Source organism: uncultured Pseudoflavonifractor sp. (assembly GCF_944387275.1).
Taxonomy (GTDB): domain Bacteria; phylum Bacillota; class Clostridia; order Oscillospirales; family Oscillospiraceae; genus Pseudoflavonifractor; species Pseudoflavonifractor intestinihominis.
In genome coordinates, this window is sequence record NZ_CALXEG010000028.1 from 1 (window position 1) to 16,141 (window position 16,141).

At 63.2% G+C, this 16,141-nt stretch carries 14 protein-coding genes and 1 riboswitch; of the genes, 11 read left to right on the forward strand and 3 right to left on the reverse strand.

What is annotated here, in order from left to right; translation table 11 throughout:
- The 6 genes from Q0K23_RS08200 to Q0K23_RS08225 all read left to right on the forward strand — a co-directional run.
- A partial coding sequence (locus tag Q0K23_RS08200; RefSeq protein WP_294520522.1) for an adenosylhomocysteinase occupies positions 1-727 on the forward strand: 727 nt, incomplete at its 5' end.
- Between the two features lie 121 nt (positions 728-848).
- Positions 849-1,220: a PadR family transcriptional regulator gene (locus Q0K23_RS08205; protein WP_294520525.1), complete on the forward strand. Its 372-nt coding sequence runs from the start codon at positions 849-851 to the stop codon at positions 1,218-1,220.
- Entirely contained in the window at positions 1,177-2,517 is a 1,341-nt protein-coding gene (locus Q0K23_RS08210) for a DUF2812 domain-containing protein (RefSeq protein WP_294520528.1), read from the forward strand. Before Q0K23_RS08205 ends, Q0K23_RS08210 begins: the two co-directional genes overlap by 44 nt.
- 80 nt (positions 2,518-2,597) lie before the next feature.
- Positions 2,598-2,695, forward strand: a riboswitch (SAM riboswitch).
- Positions 2,696-2,784: 89 nt separating this feature from the next.
- A complete protein-coding gene (metK, locus tag Q0K23_RS08215; protein ID WP_294520530.1) occupies positions 2,785-3,966 on the forward strand; it encodes a methionine adenosyltransferase in 1,182 nt (393 codons plus the stop codon).
- A gap of 114 nt (positions 3,967-4,080) precedes the next feature.
- Positions 4,081-5,184 carry a glycosyltransferase family 4 protein gene (locus Q0K23_RS08220; RefSeq protein WP_294520533.1) on the forward strand — a complete coding sequence of 368 codons (1,104 nt, stop codon included), beginning with the start codon at positions 4,081-4,083 and terminating at the stop codon, positions 5,182-5,184.
- Positions 5,185-5,231: 47 nt separating this feature from the next.
- Positions 5,232-6,806, forward strand: a complete 1,575-nt coding sequence (locus Q0K23_RS08225; RefSeq protein ID WP_294520536.1) for an O-antigen ligase — start codon at positions 5,232-5,234, stop codon at positions 6,804-6,806.
- Between the two features lie 121 nt (positions 6,807-6,927).
- On the opposite strand, the gene Q0K23_RS08230 is transcribed toward Q0K23_RS08225, so the two are convergent.
- The 3 genes from Q0K23_RS08230 to Q0K23_RS08240 all read right to left on the reverse strand — a co-directional run bounded on the left by Q0K23_RS08230 (position 6,928) and on the right by Q0K23_RS08240 (position 11,263).
- A complete protein-coding gene (locus Q0K23_RS08230; RefSeq protein ID WP_294520538.1) occupies positions 6,928-9,474 on the reverse strand; it encodes a heavy metal translocating P-type ATPase in 2,547 nt (848 codons plus the stop codon).
- Between the two features lie 48 nt (positions 9,475-9,522).
- Positions 9,523-9,786, reverse strand: a complete 264-nt coding sequence (locus Q0K23_RS08235) for a metal-sensing transcriptional repressor (RefSeq protein ID WP_294520625.1) — start codon at positions 9,784-9,786, stop codon at positions 9,523-9,525.
- Between the two features lie 193 nt (positions 9,787-9,979).
- Complete coding sequence (locus Q0K23_RS08240) at positions 9,980-11,263, reverse strand: glycosyltransferase family 2 protein (RefSeq protein WP_294520542.1); 1,284 nt, start codon at positions 11,261-11,263, stop codon at positions 9,980-9,982.
- A gap of 402 nt (positions 11,264-11,665) precedes the next feature.
- On the opposite strand from Q0K23_RS08240, the gene Q0K23_RS08245 reads away from it, so the two are divergent.
- The 5 genes from Q0K23_RS08245 to Q0K23_RS08265 all read left to right on the forward strand — a co-directional run bounded on the left by Q0K23_RS08245 (position 11,666) and on the right by Q0K23_RS08265 (position 16,128).
- Entirely contained in the window at positions 11,666-12,316 is a 651-nt protein-coding gene (locus Q0K23_RS08245) for a MerR family transcriptional regulator (RefSeq protein WP_294520545.1), read from the forward strand.
- On the forward strand, positions 12,297-12,608 hold the full coding sequence (locus Q0K23_RS08250; protein ID WP_294520548.1) for a YbjQ family protein: 312 nt from the start codon (positions 12,297-12,299) through the stop codon (positions 12,606-12,608). Before Q0K23_RS08245 ends, Q0K23_RS08250 begins: the two co-directional genes overlap by 20 nt.
- 21 nt (positions 12,609-12,629) lie before the next feature.
- The gene (locus Q0K23_RS08255; protein WP_294520550.1) at positions 12,630-13,352 is read left to right on the forward strand and encodes an ABC transporter ATP-binding protein; all 723 of its coding nucleotides are present in this window, start codon (positions 12,630-12,632) and stop codon (positions 13,350-13,352) included.
- On the forward strand, positions 13,345-14,943 hold the full coding sequence (locus Q0K23_RS08260; protein WP_294520552.1) for a hypothetical protein: 1,599 nt from the start codon (positions 13,345-13,347) through the stop codon (positions 14,941-14,943). The genes Q0K23_RS08255 and Q0K23_RS08260 overlap by 8 nt, the downstream gene beginning before the upstream one ends.
- An 84-nt stretch (positions 14,944-15,027) precedes the next feature.
- On the forward strand, positions 15,028-16,128 hold the full coding sequence (locus Q0K23_RS08265; RefSeq protein WP_294520555.1) for a stalk domain-containing protein: 1,101 nt from the start codon (positions 15,028-15,030) through the stop codon (positions 16,126-16,128).
- The last annotated feature ends 13 nt before the right edge of the window (positions 16,129-16,141 follow it).

Here is a 16,141-nt window from a genome sequence, read left to right on the forward strand (position 1 = left end):
CGACGCCAAGGCCAAGCACTACTATGACAACAAGTACGGCACCGGCCAGTCCGTGTGGGACGCCATCATGCACACCACCAACCTGATCGTGGCGGGCAAGACCGTGGTGGTGGCCGGGTACGGCTGGTGCGGTAAGGGCGTGGCCATGCGGGCCAAGGGCATGGGTGCCGACGTGGTGGTCTGCGAGGTGGACCCCTTCAAGGCCCTGGACGCCACCATGCAGGGCTTCCGGGTGATGAAGATGGACGAGGCCGCCAGGATCGGCGACGTGTTCGTCACCGTCACCGGCTGCAAGGATGTGATCACCCCCGCCCACTTCGCCGTGATGAAGAACAACGCCCTGCTCACCAACGCCGGCCACTTTGACTGCGAGGTGGACGTGGCGGGGCTGGCCAAGATGGCGGTGAAGCGTGAGCTGCGCCGGGAGAACATCGAGGGCTTCACCCTGCCCGACGGCCGGGTGCTCAATGTCATCGGCGAGGGCCGCCTGGTGAACCTGGCCGCCGGAAACGGCCACCCCGCCGAGATCATGGACATGTCCTTTGCCGTCCAGGCCCTGGCGCTGGAGTGGCTGGCCAAGCATCGGGACAACCTGGAGAAGAAGGTCTACAACGTGCCCGACGAGATCGACGACCAGATTGGCCGGGTGAAGCTGGCCGCCCTGGGGCTGTCCATCGACACCCTGACCCCCGAGCAGGTGGAGTACCTCAACGGCTGGAAGGCCTGAACATTTTGTCTCCCCGCCGCCGGTTTTCCGGCGGCGGGGATTTTCTACTTGACAATATCGAACATCGATAATACAATGAGAGCGGGAATAATAACGATATTCGGTATAAGGAGGTGAGACCATGGCACGGGAAAAATTCCGCACCCTGACAGAGCAGATGTTCTATATTCTCCTCAGCCTCCAGACCGAGTGCTGCGGCATGGATGTGATGGAGCGGGTGGCGGACATGACCCAGGGCCGGGTGGCGGTAGGGCCGGGCACCCTGTACAACCTGCTGGAGGAGTTCGCCAAGGCGGGCATGATTCGGGAGACCAAGGTGGAGGGACGCAGGCGGAGCTACCTGATCACCCCGGCGGGCCGGGCGGCGCTGGCGGCGGAATATGCGCGGCTGGAGCGCCAGGCGGCGGACTACCGGCAGTACCGGCTGAACGAGGGAGAGGAGGACGGCCATGGCGAGACGGAGATACTGGCCGGAGCAGTTCCTGTACTATGACGGCGAGGGCATTGCCCGGCATCTGGAGAAGATGGCGGCCAGGGGCTGGCGGCTGGAGAAGATCGGCGCTCTGTCCTGGCGCTATGGCCGGGCGGAGCCTGCCAAGGTGCACTGCGCCGTGACCTATTTCCCTGAAGCGTCGGAGTACAACCCCTATCCCACGGACAGCCAGGAGGAGTTTTACGACTACTGCCGGGAGGCGGGCTGGGAACTGGTGACCGAGTGGGACCAGATGCAGATTTTTTCCACCGAGCGGGTCCATCCCGTCCCCATCGAGACCGACGAGGCGGCCCGGGTACGGGTCATTCACAGGGCCATGCTGCGCAGGTTCCTGCCCGCCAACCTGCTGCTGTTTGCGCTGCTCGTGATTCAGTTGGGGATTTTCATCACAGGTGTTCTCCAAAATCCCGCCGCGAATCTGTCCAAACCATCCGTTCTGCTGATCACCCTGGCCCTGGCGCTGATGGGGCTGAGCGTGTTTCTGACTCTGACAGGCTACCTGGCGTGGTACCTTCGGGCCAGGAAGGCGGCCGAAACAGGGAAACGTCTGGCAGGTACGGAGCAGAGGTTCCGCACACTGACCGTGGCGGTGGCGGCTCTGGGCGTGCTGTCCGTCGTATTTGCGGCGTTGAGCACAGCGGGCTCCAGGGGCGGCCCGTGGTATGCCCTTCTGGTGACCGGGGAGGCGGCCGCCTTCGTCGCGCTGGTGGCCGGTGTGAGAGCGTATATGAGGCGGCGGGGCGTGGAGCGCAAACAAAACCGGAATATCACCCTGGCTGTGGCCGCTGCGCTGAGCCTGCTGATGATCAACGTCATTCCAGGGGCGGTCATCGGGCCCCGGGCTGCGGAGCTGCACATCGTTGACCGGACCGTCCTTCCTCTGGCGCTGGAGGACCTGGGCATCCCGGAGGAGGGGCTGGTCAGCACCTGGGAGAGCAGAAGCTCTCCGCTGGTGGCGTTCAGGGCGGGAGAACAGAGCGGCCCATATGACAGCGGTCTGCCCTGGCTGCGATATGAGGTATCCGACGTGAAGCTGCCCATGCTTTTCGATCTGTGCCTGGACGGCTATCTGGACCGCTACGACAATGAGTACGGCCGCCTTACAGGGGGCCGTTTCCGCCCCCTCAACGACCCGGCCTGGGACGCCGAGGTGTGGCAGGTGTGGGATGACGAGGGCCCCTGGCCCTACTATCTGGCGTGTAAAGACGGCCGGATTGTGTGGCTCATGACGGACGACTTCCTGACGCCGGAGCAGACAAAAACCGCCTCGGAAAAGCTCTTTGGTAGGACAATTTAGGGAAAGTGTGAATTTGGAGGCAAAAAAGCCGTTGACAAACGGGGGAAATCTGCTACAATACATTTCGCAAAAGTGAATACGCCTTATCAAGAGCGGTGGAGGGAACGGCCCGATGAAGCCCGGCAACCTGCGCATGTCGCAAGGTGCCAAATCCGGCGAGAGAATCGAAAGATGAGGATGGACTGACTCCATGCGCTCCGCCGGACAGCGGAGCGCTTTTTTGTCCCCGCCATCCCCGCGGCAAACACAGAAAGGAAGAATGTTACTATGGCACACCGTCTTTTCACCTCCGAGTCTGTTACGGAGGGGCATCCCGATAAGATCTGCGACCAGATCTCCGATGCGGTTCTGGACGCTATCCTGGAGAAGGACCCCCAGGCCCGCGTGGCCTGTGAGACCACCGTCACCACCGGCATGGTCCACGTGATGGGCGAGATCTCCACCCACTGCTATGTGGACATCCCTCACATTGCCCGCCAGGTCATCCGGGAGATCGGCTATGACCGGGCCAAGTACGGCTTTGACTGCGACACCTGCGCGGTCCTCACCTCCATCGACGAGCAGTCCCCCGACATCGCCATGGGCGTTGACAAGTCCCTGGAGGCCAAAGAGGGCGGCGCCGACGCCGAGCTGGAGAACGGCGCCGGCGACCAGGGCATGATGTTCGGCTACGCCTGCGACGAGACCCCCGAGCTGATGCCTCTGGCCATCTCTCTGGCCCACAAGCTGGCCTACCGCCTGGCTCAGGTCCGCAAGCAGGGCCTGGTGAACTACCTGCGGCCCGACGGCAAGAGCCAGGTCACCGTGGAGTACGACGAGAACGGCGTGCCCGTCCGGGTTGACACCGTGGTCATCTCCACCCAGCACAGCGCCGACGCCACCCTGGAGCAGATCCGCAAGGACATGGTGGAGCTGGTCATCAAGCCCACCATTCCCGCCAATCTGCTGGACGAGAACACCAAGTACTTCGTCAACCCCACCGGCCGCTTCGTGGTGGGCGGTCCCCAGGGTGACTCCGGCCTGACCGGCCGTAAGATCATCGTGGACACCTACGGCGGCAGCGCCCCCCACGGCGGCGGCGCCTTCTCCGGCAAGGACCCCACCAAGGTGGACCGCTCCGCCGCCTACATGGCCCGCTACGTGGCCAAGAACATCGTGGCCGCCGGCCTGGCCAAGAAGTGCCAGATCGAGCTGGCCTACGCCATCGGCGTGGCGCACCCGGTGTCCGTCCTCATCGACACCTTCGGCACTGGCACCGTCTCCGACGAGGCCCTGTCTGCCGCTGTCAGCAAGGTCTTTGACCTGCGGCCCACCGCCATCATCCGCAAGCTGGACCTGCGCCGGCCCATCTACCGCCAGACCGCGGCCTACGGCCACTTCGGCCGCACCGACGTGGATCTGCCCTGGGAGCGCACCGACATGACCGAGGCCCTGAAGGCCGCGCTGTAAAACCCCCGGAACGGGAAGAAAAGCGTAGACAAAGGCAGAACTTTACGGTAAACTATAGGGGCAGACGCCATGCGTCTGCCCCTATCTCATGCTGAAAACAGGAGGCCGATTGACGTGCTGAATGTCCTCTATCTCCTCAACTTCGCCGGCAAGGCCGGGACGGAGCGGTACGTGGAGACCCTGGTGAAGTACCTCAACCACAAGCATATCCGGGCCTTTTTCGCCTATAATCAGGGGGGATTGCTGGTGGAGCGGATGGAGGAGGCGGGCGTCCCCATCCGGCAGATCGACATGAACAGCCGCTTTGACTTCAAGGCGGCCAAGCGCCTGGCCAGCCTGTGCCAGGAGTGGAACATCGACGTGATCCACTGCCACTACCTGCGGGAGCACTATATTGCCCTGCTGGCCAAGCGGTACAACAAGCACATCCGGGTGGTGTACACCAACCACTTTGTCCTGGCCAATAACGCTATTACCCGTCTGTCCAACAAGTGGATGGACAGGCGGCAGGACCAGATGATCGCCGTGTGCAACCTGGGCAAGCAGCAGCTCATCCGCAACGGCTGGAGCGGTGACCGGATTTCCGTCATCTTCAACGCCGTGGACCCCGCCGCCTGGGCGGGAGACCGGAGCGAGTCCACCCTGCGGCAGGAGCTGGGCATCCCGGAGGACCGGTTTGTCATGCTGTGCGCCTCCCGGTTTGCCGACGACAAGGGCCACCACTACCTGCTGGAGTCGGTGAAGCGGCTCAAGGAGATCTCCGACGTGCCCTTCACCCTGGTTCTGGCGGGAGACGGCCCCCTGCTGGAGGAGCGGAAGGCCCAGGCCAGGGAGCTGGGGCTGGAGGACTGCGTCAAGTTCATCGGCTTCCGCAAGGACATCAAGAACCTGTACAAGGCCAGCGACCTGTATGTCAACTCCTCCCGGCACGAGGCCCTGTCCTTCCTCATCATCGAGGCCATGGCCGCCGGACTGCCCGTTGTGGTCACCGACATTGCCGGCAACCCGGACATCGTAAACGACCAGACCAACTGCGGCTTGCTGGCGGAGTACGACAACCCCGACTCCATGGCCGGCGCCCTCAAGCGGATGATGGAGGAGCCGGAGTTGCTGGCGCGCTGCCGTGCCAACGCCCTCAAGGCGGTGGACGACCGCTTTGAGGTCCACAAGATGGCGGAGGCCACCTTCCGCATCTACGAGAAGGCGGCCAAGGGGTAATCCCGCCGCCCTGTCACAACTTTTCCACAAGATTGGAGCCTATGTCTATGTCTGTCGCACAAAACAGTGCCCTGGTCCGCTTTTTTGCCGCCCTGTGGGCCGTCCTCAGTGACGGCTGGGCGGACAGCGTGCCGGGGAAGATCCTCCGGCGGATCGAGATTGCCGTCCGCCATGGCGTGGAGGGCAGCGCCCTGTGCCAGTTCGTCTGGCGGGACGGCCGCATCCCCGGCGGCTGGCCGGAGAGCCTGACCTGCCGCATCGTTACCTTTATTATCAACATCCCCTGCATGATCCTCCAGTGGCTGTACAAGATCTGGAAGAACGTGTGGGACGGCAGCATTGCCTTCCGCATCGCCTCCGCCCTGGGCGGGGCCACCTTCGTGTTCCTGGGGCTGTCCATGCTGCTCATGCTGGTGGTGGACCACGACAACTGGAACAACGCCTACACCCTGCTTTGCATGTACGGCGTGATGATGCTCTTCCTGGCCGGTTGCATGGCCCGGCCCAAGCACCGGCTGGACCTGAACAAGATCGGTCCCTACTACACCCTGTTCATGGCCTTCGTGTGCTACGCCTTCCTCACCAGCCTGGGCACCGACTTCTCCTCCGGCCTGGTCAGCGGCGTTACCGGCAGCCTGTCCTGGCGCTTCTTCGTCTTCCACGCCATCGCCTTCCTCATCACCGTTCTGACCGTGAGCTCGGTCCAGAAGGTGGAGCAGCTCCAGCTGGTGCTGGTGGTGTCCCTCTTCGGCCTGACCGTTGCCTCGATTTACGGCTGCTATCAGGGCTATATCGGCGTGGAGGTGGTGGCCTCCCAGCAGGACCTGATCCTCAACGCGGGCATGCCCGGCCGGGTCTACTCCTTCTTCGACAATCCCAATAACTACGCGGAAATTCTGGTCATGCTCATGCCCTTCCTGCTGGCCCTGTTCCTCAATGCCAGGGGCTGGCGGGGGAGAGTGCTGGCCGTGGTGGCGCTGGCCATCTGTGCGGCGGCCATCGGTCTGACCTACTCCCGCTCCGGCTGGATCGGTCTGGTCCTGGCTGTGGCGGTGTTCCTGGTGCTCCTGAACTGGCGCTTCCTGCCCCTCTTCATCGTGCTGGGCCTGCTGGCCCTGCCCTTCCTGCCCGAGAGCATCATGAACCGCATCCTCACCATCGGCAACATGAAGGACAGCTCCACCCGCTACCGCTTTGCCATCTATCAGGATGCGGCCTACCTCATTGAGGACTACGGCCTGCGGGGCGTGGGCCTGGGCACCGACGTGATGCGGCAGGTGTTCAAGGTGTACCCCACCATGTACGACGGCAACTACCCCATCCACACCCACAACAACTACCTCCAGATGTGGGGCGAGCTGGGCTTCTTCGGCGCCCTGACCTATGTGGCCATGGTGCTCCACCAGCTGAAGGTGGGCGTCAAGACCTACTACACCTGCACCGACCGCCGGATCAAGAACATCCTCTCCGCCGCTGTGGGCGCCTTCTTCGGCATCTCGGTCATCAGCGTGGCCGAGTACACCTGGTTCTATCCCCGCAATATGTTCGTCTACTTCTTCCTCTTCGGCGTCATCGCGGCCTGTGTCAAGCTCGCCCGCGCCAGACAGAGCGCCGAGGCATAAGGCATCATGACAAAACAAGCGCCCGGACGGCATCGTCCGGGCGCTTGTTTTGTCTCGGGACCGGCGGTCCATGGACAGAAAAATCCCCCGGGGACCCCGGGGGATTTTTTGCGGGCAGCGTTCAGGACACGGAGGTGACCTGGTAGCCGGCCTCTTCCACGGCCTTCTTCAGCGCCTCGTCGGCCACGTCGTGGGACAGGGTGACCACGGCGCACTTGTTCTCCACGTCGGCCACGGCGGAGGTGACTCCGTCCAGGGCGGAGAGGGCCTTCTCCACGTGGGCCTTGCAGTGGGCGCACATCATGCCTTCAATTCCGAGCTTCTTTTCCATGGTGATCGTTCCTTTCTCAATGGTTTCTTTGGGCTGCGTATGCTGAGGGACAGCGGTGTCCCGGGGGGTGGGCTTGAAGAACTTGAGCCGCAGGGCGTTGGTCACCACGCACACCGAGCTGAGGCTCATGGCTGCCGCGGCGAACATGGGGCTGAGCTGGAGGTGGAACAGGGGATAGAAGGCCCCGGCGGCCAGGGGGATGCAGATGATGTTGTAGAAGAAGGCCCAGAACAGGTTCTCTTTGATGTTGCGGATGGTGGCCTTGGACAGCCGCACCGCGTCCACCGCATCCATCAGGTCGCTCTTCATCAGCACGATGTCCGCCGACTCGATGGCCACGTCGGTGCCCGCGCCGATGGCCAGGCCCACATCCGCCCGGGCCAGGGCGGGGGCGTCGTTGATGCCGTCGCCCACCATGGCCACCTTCCGGCCCTGGGCCTGGAGGGCGGACACGGTCTTCTCCTTGTCCTGGGGCAGCACCTCGGCCACGATCTCGTCCACGCCCAGGGCCTGCCCCACCGCCTGAGCGGTGCGGCGGTTGTCGCCGGTAAGCATGACCACCCGGATGCCCAGGGCCTTGAAGCCCGCAACAGCGGCGGCGCTGGTGGGTTTGGCGGTGTCGGCCACGGCCACCACGCCCAGGAGCTTGCCGTTTTCCGCGAAGTAGAGGGGGGTCTTGCCCTGCTCGGCCAGGGCTCCGGCGGAGGCCTCAAAGCCGGACAGGTCCACGCCCGCCTCCTCCATCATGGCCCGGTTGCCCGTCAGCACGGGGGCGCCGTGGAGCAGGGCGGTGACGCCCCGGCCGTGGACGGCCTGGAAGCCCTCCACAGCCACCAGGGGGATGTTCCGGTCCCCGGCCTCGGCCACGATGGCCTGAGCCAGAGGGTGCTCCGAGGGCTGCTCCAGGGAGGCGGCCACGCACAGCAGCTCTTCCTCGGTGACGTCGTCAGCGGTGAGGCAGTCGGTGACCACCGGCTTGCCGCTGGTAAGGGTGCCTGTCTTGTCCAGCACCACCGTGTCGATGGTGTGGAGGGTCTCCAGGGCCTCGGCGGACTTGATGAGGATGCCGTTCTCCGCGCCCTTGCCGGTGCCCACCATGATGGCCACCGGAGTGGCCAGGCCCAGGGCGCAGGGGCAGGAGATGACCAGCACGGCCACACCGGCGGTGAGGGCGGAGGTGATGTTGCCGCCGGTGGCGATGAGCCAGATGACAGCGGTCACCAGGGCAATGGTGATGACAGCAGGCACAAAGACGCCCGCCACCTTGTCGGCCAGCTTGGCGATGGGGGCCTTGGAGGAGGATGCCTCGTCCACCAGGCGGATCATCTGGGCCAGGGTGGTGTCCTCGCCCACTCGGAGGGCCTTGAAGGTGAAGGAGCCGGACTTGTTGATGGACGCGGCGGCCACCTTGTCCCCGGGGCCCTTGTCCACCGGCAGGCTCTCGCCGGTGAGGGCGGACTCGTCCACAGCGGAGAAGCCGTCGGTGATGACGCCGTCCACCGGGATGCGTCCGCCGGGCCGCACCACGATCAGGTCGCCCACCACCACCTCCTCCACCGGCACCTCGGTCTCCACCCCGTCCCGCAGGACGGAGGCGGTCTTGGGGGCCAGGTCCATCAGGCGGGTGATGGCCTCGCTGGTCTTGCCCTTGGAGCGGGTCTCCAGGTACTTGCCCAGGGTGATGAGGGTGAGGATCATGCCCGCCGACTCAAAGTACAGGTCCATGGACCACTTGTCCGCCAGGGCCGTGTCCCCGTGGCCCAGGCCCCAGCCGATGGCGAACAGGGCGGCCACGCCGTAGATCAGGGCGGCGGCGGAGCCCATGGCGATGAGGGAGTCCATGTTGGGCGCGCCCTTGAACAGGGTCTTGAAGCCCACCTTGTAGTACTTGTCGTTGACATACAGGATGGGCAGCAGCAGCAGAAACTGGACCAGCGCAAAGACCATGGCGTTCTCCGTGCCGTGGAACACCTCCGGCAGGGGCCAGCCCATCATGTGGCCCATGGCGATGTAGAACAGGGGGATGAGGAAGACAAAGGACACGATGAGACGGCGCTTCATGTGCTTGAGCTCCGCCTCCATGGGAGAGGGGCCCTGCTGGGCGGCGGGGGCCTGCTTCCCGGCGGGCAGGGGGCAGGAGGCGCCGTATCCGGCGGCGGCCACCGCTTCCTCAATGGCTTGGGGAGAGGTCTTGCCCGGGTCGTACTCCACGGTCATGGAGTTGGACAGCAGGTTCACGTTGACCTCCGTGACGCCGTCCAGCTTGCGCACCGCTTTATCCACATGGGCCGAACAGGCGGAACAGGTCATGCCGGTGACGTCAAATTTCTGTTTCAAGGAAAACACCACACTTTCCGGTACAAAAAGAGATAGAATACAGAGCTGTCACTTGAGGATACGGCCCAGGGTCTGGGTGAACTCGTCGATCTTGGCGGCCCGCTCCTCGTCGCTGGCGGCCTCCTGGACGCAGTGCTTCAGATGGGCGGCCAGGATCTCCTTGTTGGCCCGGTTGAGAATGGCCTCGGTGGCCATGATCTGCTGGGAGATGTCGATGCAGTAGCGGTTCTCTTCCACCATCTTCAGGATACCGTCCAGCTGTCCCCGGGCGGTCTTCAGCAGGCGGGTCACGGTCTTGGGGTCGGCCATCATATCCGCCACCTCCGTTTCTCTGAGTAACACCCCCCTGGGGGGGAGTGTTCTTACGGCGTAATCATACTCGGATAGTGGGGAATTGTCAAGCGGAAAAATCAAAAAACAGCGGGCCGCCCATAGGGGCGTTTTGAACGCGTGGGAAGGCGGACGATAAAAAAATCCGGGCCGGCATGTGCCGGCCCGGAGGCTGTCAGCGGGCAGTGCTGAGCTGCTTTGCGCTGGAGTGATAGATGGGCTTCCACTCCACCCGGCGCACCAGGGCGGCCAGGGAGATGGGGATGTAGGTAAACATGAAGATGGGGAACAGGAAGACATAGAAGATCTTCTTTACAGCCGGGGCATTGATCTTCTTCCACTCGCTGAGCACGGTAATGATGCCGTAGGCCAGCAGGCCCATGTAGAAGGTGAACAGGGAGGAGCCGATGAACTCCAGGCACAGGGACACCACATAGCGGGCGATGTAGGGGGGCTCCACCAGGCAGGCGGCGCAGACAATGGCGTTGAAGAGGAACGCGGCCAGGGTGAGCAGCATGCCGGGGGCCACGGTCATCAGCATGTCGTAGCAGGACCAGCTTCTCCGATCCAGCCGGGCGCAGCCCTTCAGCAGGGGGAGGGTGTACTTCAGGTCCACCTGGTAGAAGCCCTTGGACCACCGCAGCCGCTGATCCCAGGACTGGCGGAAGGTGGTGGGCTGCTCGTCGTAGACCACGGCGGCGTCGCAGTAGCCGATGCGGAAGCCCTTGACCGCAGAGCTGACCGAGAACTCGATGTCCTCGGTGAGCAGGTGGTAGGGCCAGCCGCCGTTCTCCCGGATGACCCGGGAGGACACCAGGAAGCCGGTGCCGGACACGTGGCAGTTGCTGCCCAGCAGCATCCGGGGATAGCTGAGGAAGCGGGCCTCCCGCAGGAACCAGATGGAATAGCCGGCGGAGATCCAGTTGGCGCCGAAGTTCTTGGAATTGCGGTAGCAGGTGAGGGCGTCATACTTGCCGGTGTCAAAGACCCGGTTCATCTCCCGCACGAACTCCTTATCCACCAGGTTATCGGCGTCAAAGATGAGGTATGCGTCGTACACGTCACGGTTTTCCGCCGCCAGATGGTGGAAGAGCCAGTCCAGGGCGTAGCCCTTGCCCTTGAGGCGCTGGTCGTGTCGCTCGTAGACGATGGCGCCCGCGGCGCGGGCCGCGCGGGCCGTGTCGTCGGTGCAGTTGTCGGCCACCACATAGACATCCAGCAGCTCAGATGGGTAATTCTGCTGTTTCAAGCATTGTATAAGCTCTGCTATGACGCCCTCTTCGTTGCGGGCGGAGATCACAGCGGCGTAGCGGTGGAGCTTGCAGTTTTCCGGCAGGCGGGGCGGATGCTTCCGGCGCACCAGACCCACGCCCAGATAGATGAGCTGGTAGAAATAGAGTACCGTAAAGAGCACGGCGATAAAGAGATTCAGATGCTGTATCAAATGGATCATATTCATACACATTTCACCTGATAGCAGTTTTTATAGAAAGATAAAACCTTCTCTACCCATTTGCGATATCTTAGCACAATTTTTAAATGTTACAAGTTCTTTTCATAGATATTAATAAAAAGTTAAAAAAATTTTGTAGAAGTGACCAAAACCACAATTGAAAAAGGCAAAGTACAGGACATCTTGACAAGGGAATTGGGTGCCCCGTAATATATGTAAAGCAGAGGGGAGAGAAGACGTATTATAAGACGGGATAAAAAGAAAAAAATTCCATCTGGATTCTTTTGCTGGCGGAGTGAGGCGGGTCATGCTATACTGAATTATTCCAAATGCGAAAAATTTTCCTGACCCTCTTGACTTTCCACCCGGTGGAAGGTGTATGGTCTGGCTGTGGAGAGGTGAACGGCGATGAAGATCAATGAAGTGGAGGAGCGGGTGGGCATCACCAAGCGCAACATCCGCTACTATGAAAAGGAGGGCCTGCTCACGCCGGGGCGGAACAGCGACAACGGCTACCGGGACTACACCGAGGACGACGTGGCGGAGCTGAAGAAGATCAAGCTCCTGCGCAAGCTGGATATGCCCCTGGAGGAGATCCGCCGGATACAGGGGGGCGTGCTCACCCTGGAGGATGCCGTCCGCCGCCATATGATCGTGCTGGAGCGGGAGCGGAGCAACCTGGGCACCATGCAGGCCCTGTGCACCAAGGTGCTGGAGGAGGGCGCCCAGCTCTCCGAACTGGACGCCGACCGCTATCTGGCGGAGATGGAGCAGATGGAACAGGAGGGGACCCGGTTTGTGAACATCAAAAAGAAGGACACCGTCACCCGCTATCTGGGTCCGCTGGGGGCGGCGCTGATCTTTGTCGCCCTTATGGCGGGCATCATCGCATTTCTGGTGTGGGCCTTTACGCTGGACCCGGAGGAGGCGCCGCCCCTGCCGCTGGTCATCGCGTTCATTGCCATCCCGGCGGTATTCATCATCGGCGTCCTGGTGGCGCTGGTCCAGAGATTCAAACAGATCAAAGGAGGAGAAGAGGATGCTGCTTCTCAATATTGACTACATCCCCGACAAGAAGGTAGAGGCCCTGGGACTGGTAAAGGGCAGCGTGGTTCAGGCCAAAAGCTTCGGCAAGGACTTCATGTCCGGCATGAAGAACCTGGTGGGCGGCGAGGTGGAGGCCTATACCGACCTGCTCATCCAGGCCCGGCAGATCGCCACCAAGCGCATGGTGGACGAGGCCCAGTCCATGGGGGCCGACGCGGTGCTCAACATCCGGTACACCAGCTCCTCCATCATGCAGGGAGCTGCCGAGGTGACGGTGTACGGCACGGCGGTGCGTATCGTGTAACATATTAAGGAGGAAGCGGACGTGCTGAAGATCGAACATTTTTCCAAGACCTATCCCGGGGGAAAACGGGCAGTGGACGACCTGAATCTGAACGTTGCACCGGGTGAAATCTTTGGTTTCATCGGCCACAACGGCGCGGGAAAGACCACCACCCTCCGTGCGGTGGCGGGTGTGATGGACTTCACGGAGGGCACCATCACCATCGGCGGCCACGACGTGCGGCGGGATTCCACGGCGGCCAAGAAGATCACCGCCTTTCTGCCCGACAATCCGGATCTGTACGACTTCCTCACCGGCGTGCAGTACCTGAACTTTATCGCCGACCTGTACGACATTCCCCGCAGGGAGCGGCAGGAGCGGGTCCAGAAGTACAGCGACGCCTTTGAGCTCACCGGCAGCCTGGGCAGCCCCATCGGCAGCTACTCCCACGGCATGAAGCAGAAGCTGGCCATCATCTCCGCCCTCATCCGCCAGCCCAAGCTGCTCATTCTGGACGAGCCCTTTGTGGGCCTGGACCCGGTGGCCTCCCATCTGCTCAAGGGCTACCTGCGGGAGGTGTGCGACAACGGCGGCGCGGTGTTCTTCTCCACCCACGTGCTGGAGGTGGCGGAGAAGCTGTGCGACCGCATCGCCATCATCAAGCAGGGCAAGCTGGTGGAGGTGGGCGCCACCGAGGACATTGTGGGCAATTCCACCCTGGAGGACGTGTTCCTGGAGCTGGAAGGGGAGAAGGACCGTGACTAAATTCCTGGCTCTGGTGTCCGTCAACCTGCGGGCCACCCTGAACGCCATGCGCTTCGGCTCCAGGCGGAAGGGAAACAAGGCCGAGCGGCTCTCCGGCTTCGGGGCCCTGGTGCTGCTGGCCGCCCTGGGGCTCTATATCTCCGGCGTGTACAGCTTTACCTTCGGCAGCCAGCTGGCCCCTCTGGGCATGATCAACCTGATCATCCTCATCATGCCGGTGATCGCCGTGTCCTTTGGCCTGATGTTCACCATCTTTGCCGCCCAGGGCGTGGTGTTCGGCGGCAAGGACAACGACCTGATGCTGTCCATGCCCGTGTCCCCCTTCTCCCTCATGCTCTCCCGCACCCTGGCCCTGTACGTGGAGAACCTGGTGTTCACCGTCTTTGTTCTGGGCCCCGCCGGCGTGGCCTACCTGGTCTTCGGCGGAGCAGGCGGCGCGGGCTTCTTTGTGGTGTTGATGCTCGGCGCGGTGCTCCTCTCCGCCCTGCCCACCCTGTTCTCCCTGCTGGTGGGCTACGTGCTGGCCTGGGTGTCCTCCAAGTTCCTCCGCCGGGGCGTGCTGTCCACTCTGCTGTACCTGGTGTTCTTCCTGCTGCTCATGGCCGTGATCATGCGGCTGAGCTTTGCCATGGGCGACCTGAGCCGGTATGCCGCCGGGCTCCAGGACGCCTTCACCGGCTGGGGACTGCCCTTCCTGCTGCTGGAGCAGGCGGCCTGCGAGGGGAATCTGCTCTCCCTGCTGGCCCTCGCCGGGCTGTGCCTTGTGCCCTTCTTCCTGGTGGTGTGGCTCTTTGCCGGTCGGTATAAGAAGATCGTCACCAGTATGGGCGCCCGCAAGGCCCGCAGCGACTACAAGCTGGAGCGGCTCTCCGCCTCCGGCCACCGCGCCGCCCTGCTCAAGAAGGAACTCAAGCGATTCTTCGGCTCTCCGGCTTACTTCATCAACTCCGGCTTCGGCCTGATCCTCCTGGCCGCGGGCGGCGTGGCCTGCCTGGTGTTCCGGGGGCAGGTGGAGGAATTCCTGGCCCTCGTCCAGGGATTGGTGCCCGTGGTGCCCGTGCTGGCGCTGATGATGGGCTTTTTCCTGTCCACGGTCCTGCTTACCGCCCCCTCCATCAGCCTGGAGGGCAGACAGCTGTGGATTTTAAAGGAGGCGCCCGTGTCCTGCGGGGAGATCTTCCTGGTCAAGGCCGGGGTGCAGATGCTGGTCACCCTGCCCTGCCTGCTGGTGGGGGTGATCTGCGCCGCCGTGGCTGTGGGTGTGGACCCCGGTTCCACTGTGGTGCTTCTGGTGCTGGGCGCGCTGTTCAGCGGCGTGATGGCACAGGGCGGCCTGCTGGCCAACCTGTTTCTGCCCAAACTGGACGCCCCCAACGACACGGTGGTGGTCAAGCAGTCCGCCTCGGTGCTGGTCACCATGTTCGGCTCCTGGGTGCTGCTGGCCATCTTCGGCTTCGGGTATGTCTTTGTCCTCTCCCGGCTGGGGGAGACGGCGGGTCTGCTGATCGTGGCGGCGGTGTGCGCCCTGCTGGACCTGGTGCTGTGGCGTCTGCTGGCCACTGTGGGCGTGAAGCTGTTCCGGGGACTGTAAAATGTGTAAAACTGCCGGTGGAGAGGGAACTTTTCCACCGGCAGTTCGTCTAAAGTGCGAAACCAACCGGGAAGGAGCTTTACGATGAGAGGAAACAAGATCCGCTTCGCAGTTGTATCCCTGACCCTGGCCGCCGCACTCTGCCTGTCCGGCTGTACCTCCGCCGCCGCTGAGGACAGCAATGCGTCCTCCGGTGTGGCGCCTTCCGTGCCTCCCGCGGAGGAGGCGGTCAGCGCCCCCGCCCAGACCACCGTACGCCCCGAAGAGGAGGGGCCGGCCTATACCATCGCCCAGCAGCACCAGCCCGACCTGGTGCGGGTCCAGGGCACCGTCTCCGTGGACGGGGACCGGATTTTGGTGACCAACCACAACGAGTGGGCCCAGTACCCTGAAATTGTCCTCAACGTGGACGAGGACACCCTGATTTTGAACGCGGTGGACGGCAGCCCCATGGCGATGGCGGACCTGCGGGGAGGGGAATATGTCTATGCCTATGCCGGTCCCGACATGACGGACAGCCTGCCGCCCATTGCCACGGCGGCGGTGATCCTGGCCGCCATCCCCGCAGACTACAGCGTGCCCGCCTACTCCATCGTGGAGCAGGTGAACGTGTGGGAGGGGCGCACTTCCGCACTCATGAGCGATGATATCGACTACGCCTTGACGGATGCGGAGCTGTTGGCCGGCCCCGGTTTTGACGGCGATGCGGTCACCCTGGCTGACATTACCCCGGGCTGCGGACTGCTGGCCTGGTACGACATGGTGGCCGAGTCCTTCCCGGGCCAGGCCTGGCCCAGCAAGGTGATGGTCATCCCGTCCCCCTACGCCGCATGGGCGGAGCTGGAGCCGGGGCGGCTGGCCGTCAACGGTACGGAAGTGGAGCTGACGGCGGCGGAGCAGCCCTATGTGGAGGGGGAGACATTGATGGTCCCCGTCCGGGCCTTTGCCGAGGCCCTGGGCTGCCAGGTCATCTGGAACGCCGACCGGCCCGAGCAGGTGAGCGTCCAGGGTGAAGGGGCAGAGTATGTCCTCACGCTGGGCAGCGACCGGGCCGCCACAGGGGACGGCGGCAGCGGGACGGCGCTCACCGGGGCCCTTGCGGCCCGGAACGGGGTGTCCTTCCTGCCCGCCGACGACCTGCTGGACCTCCACAATGTGAGGGCCGAGGGGCTCTGGCCGGTATAAGGGCAAAAAAGAA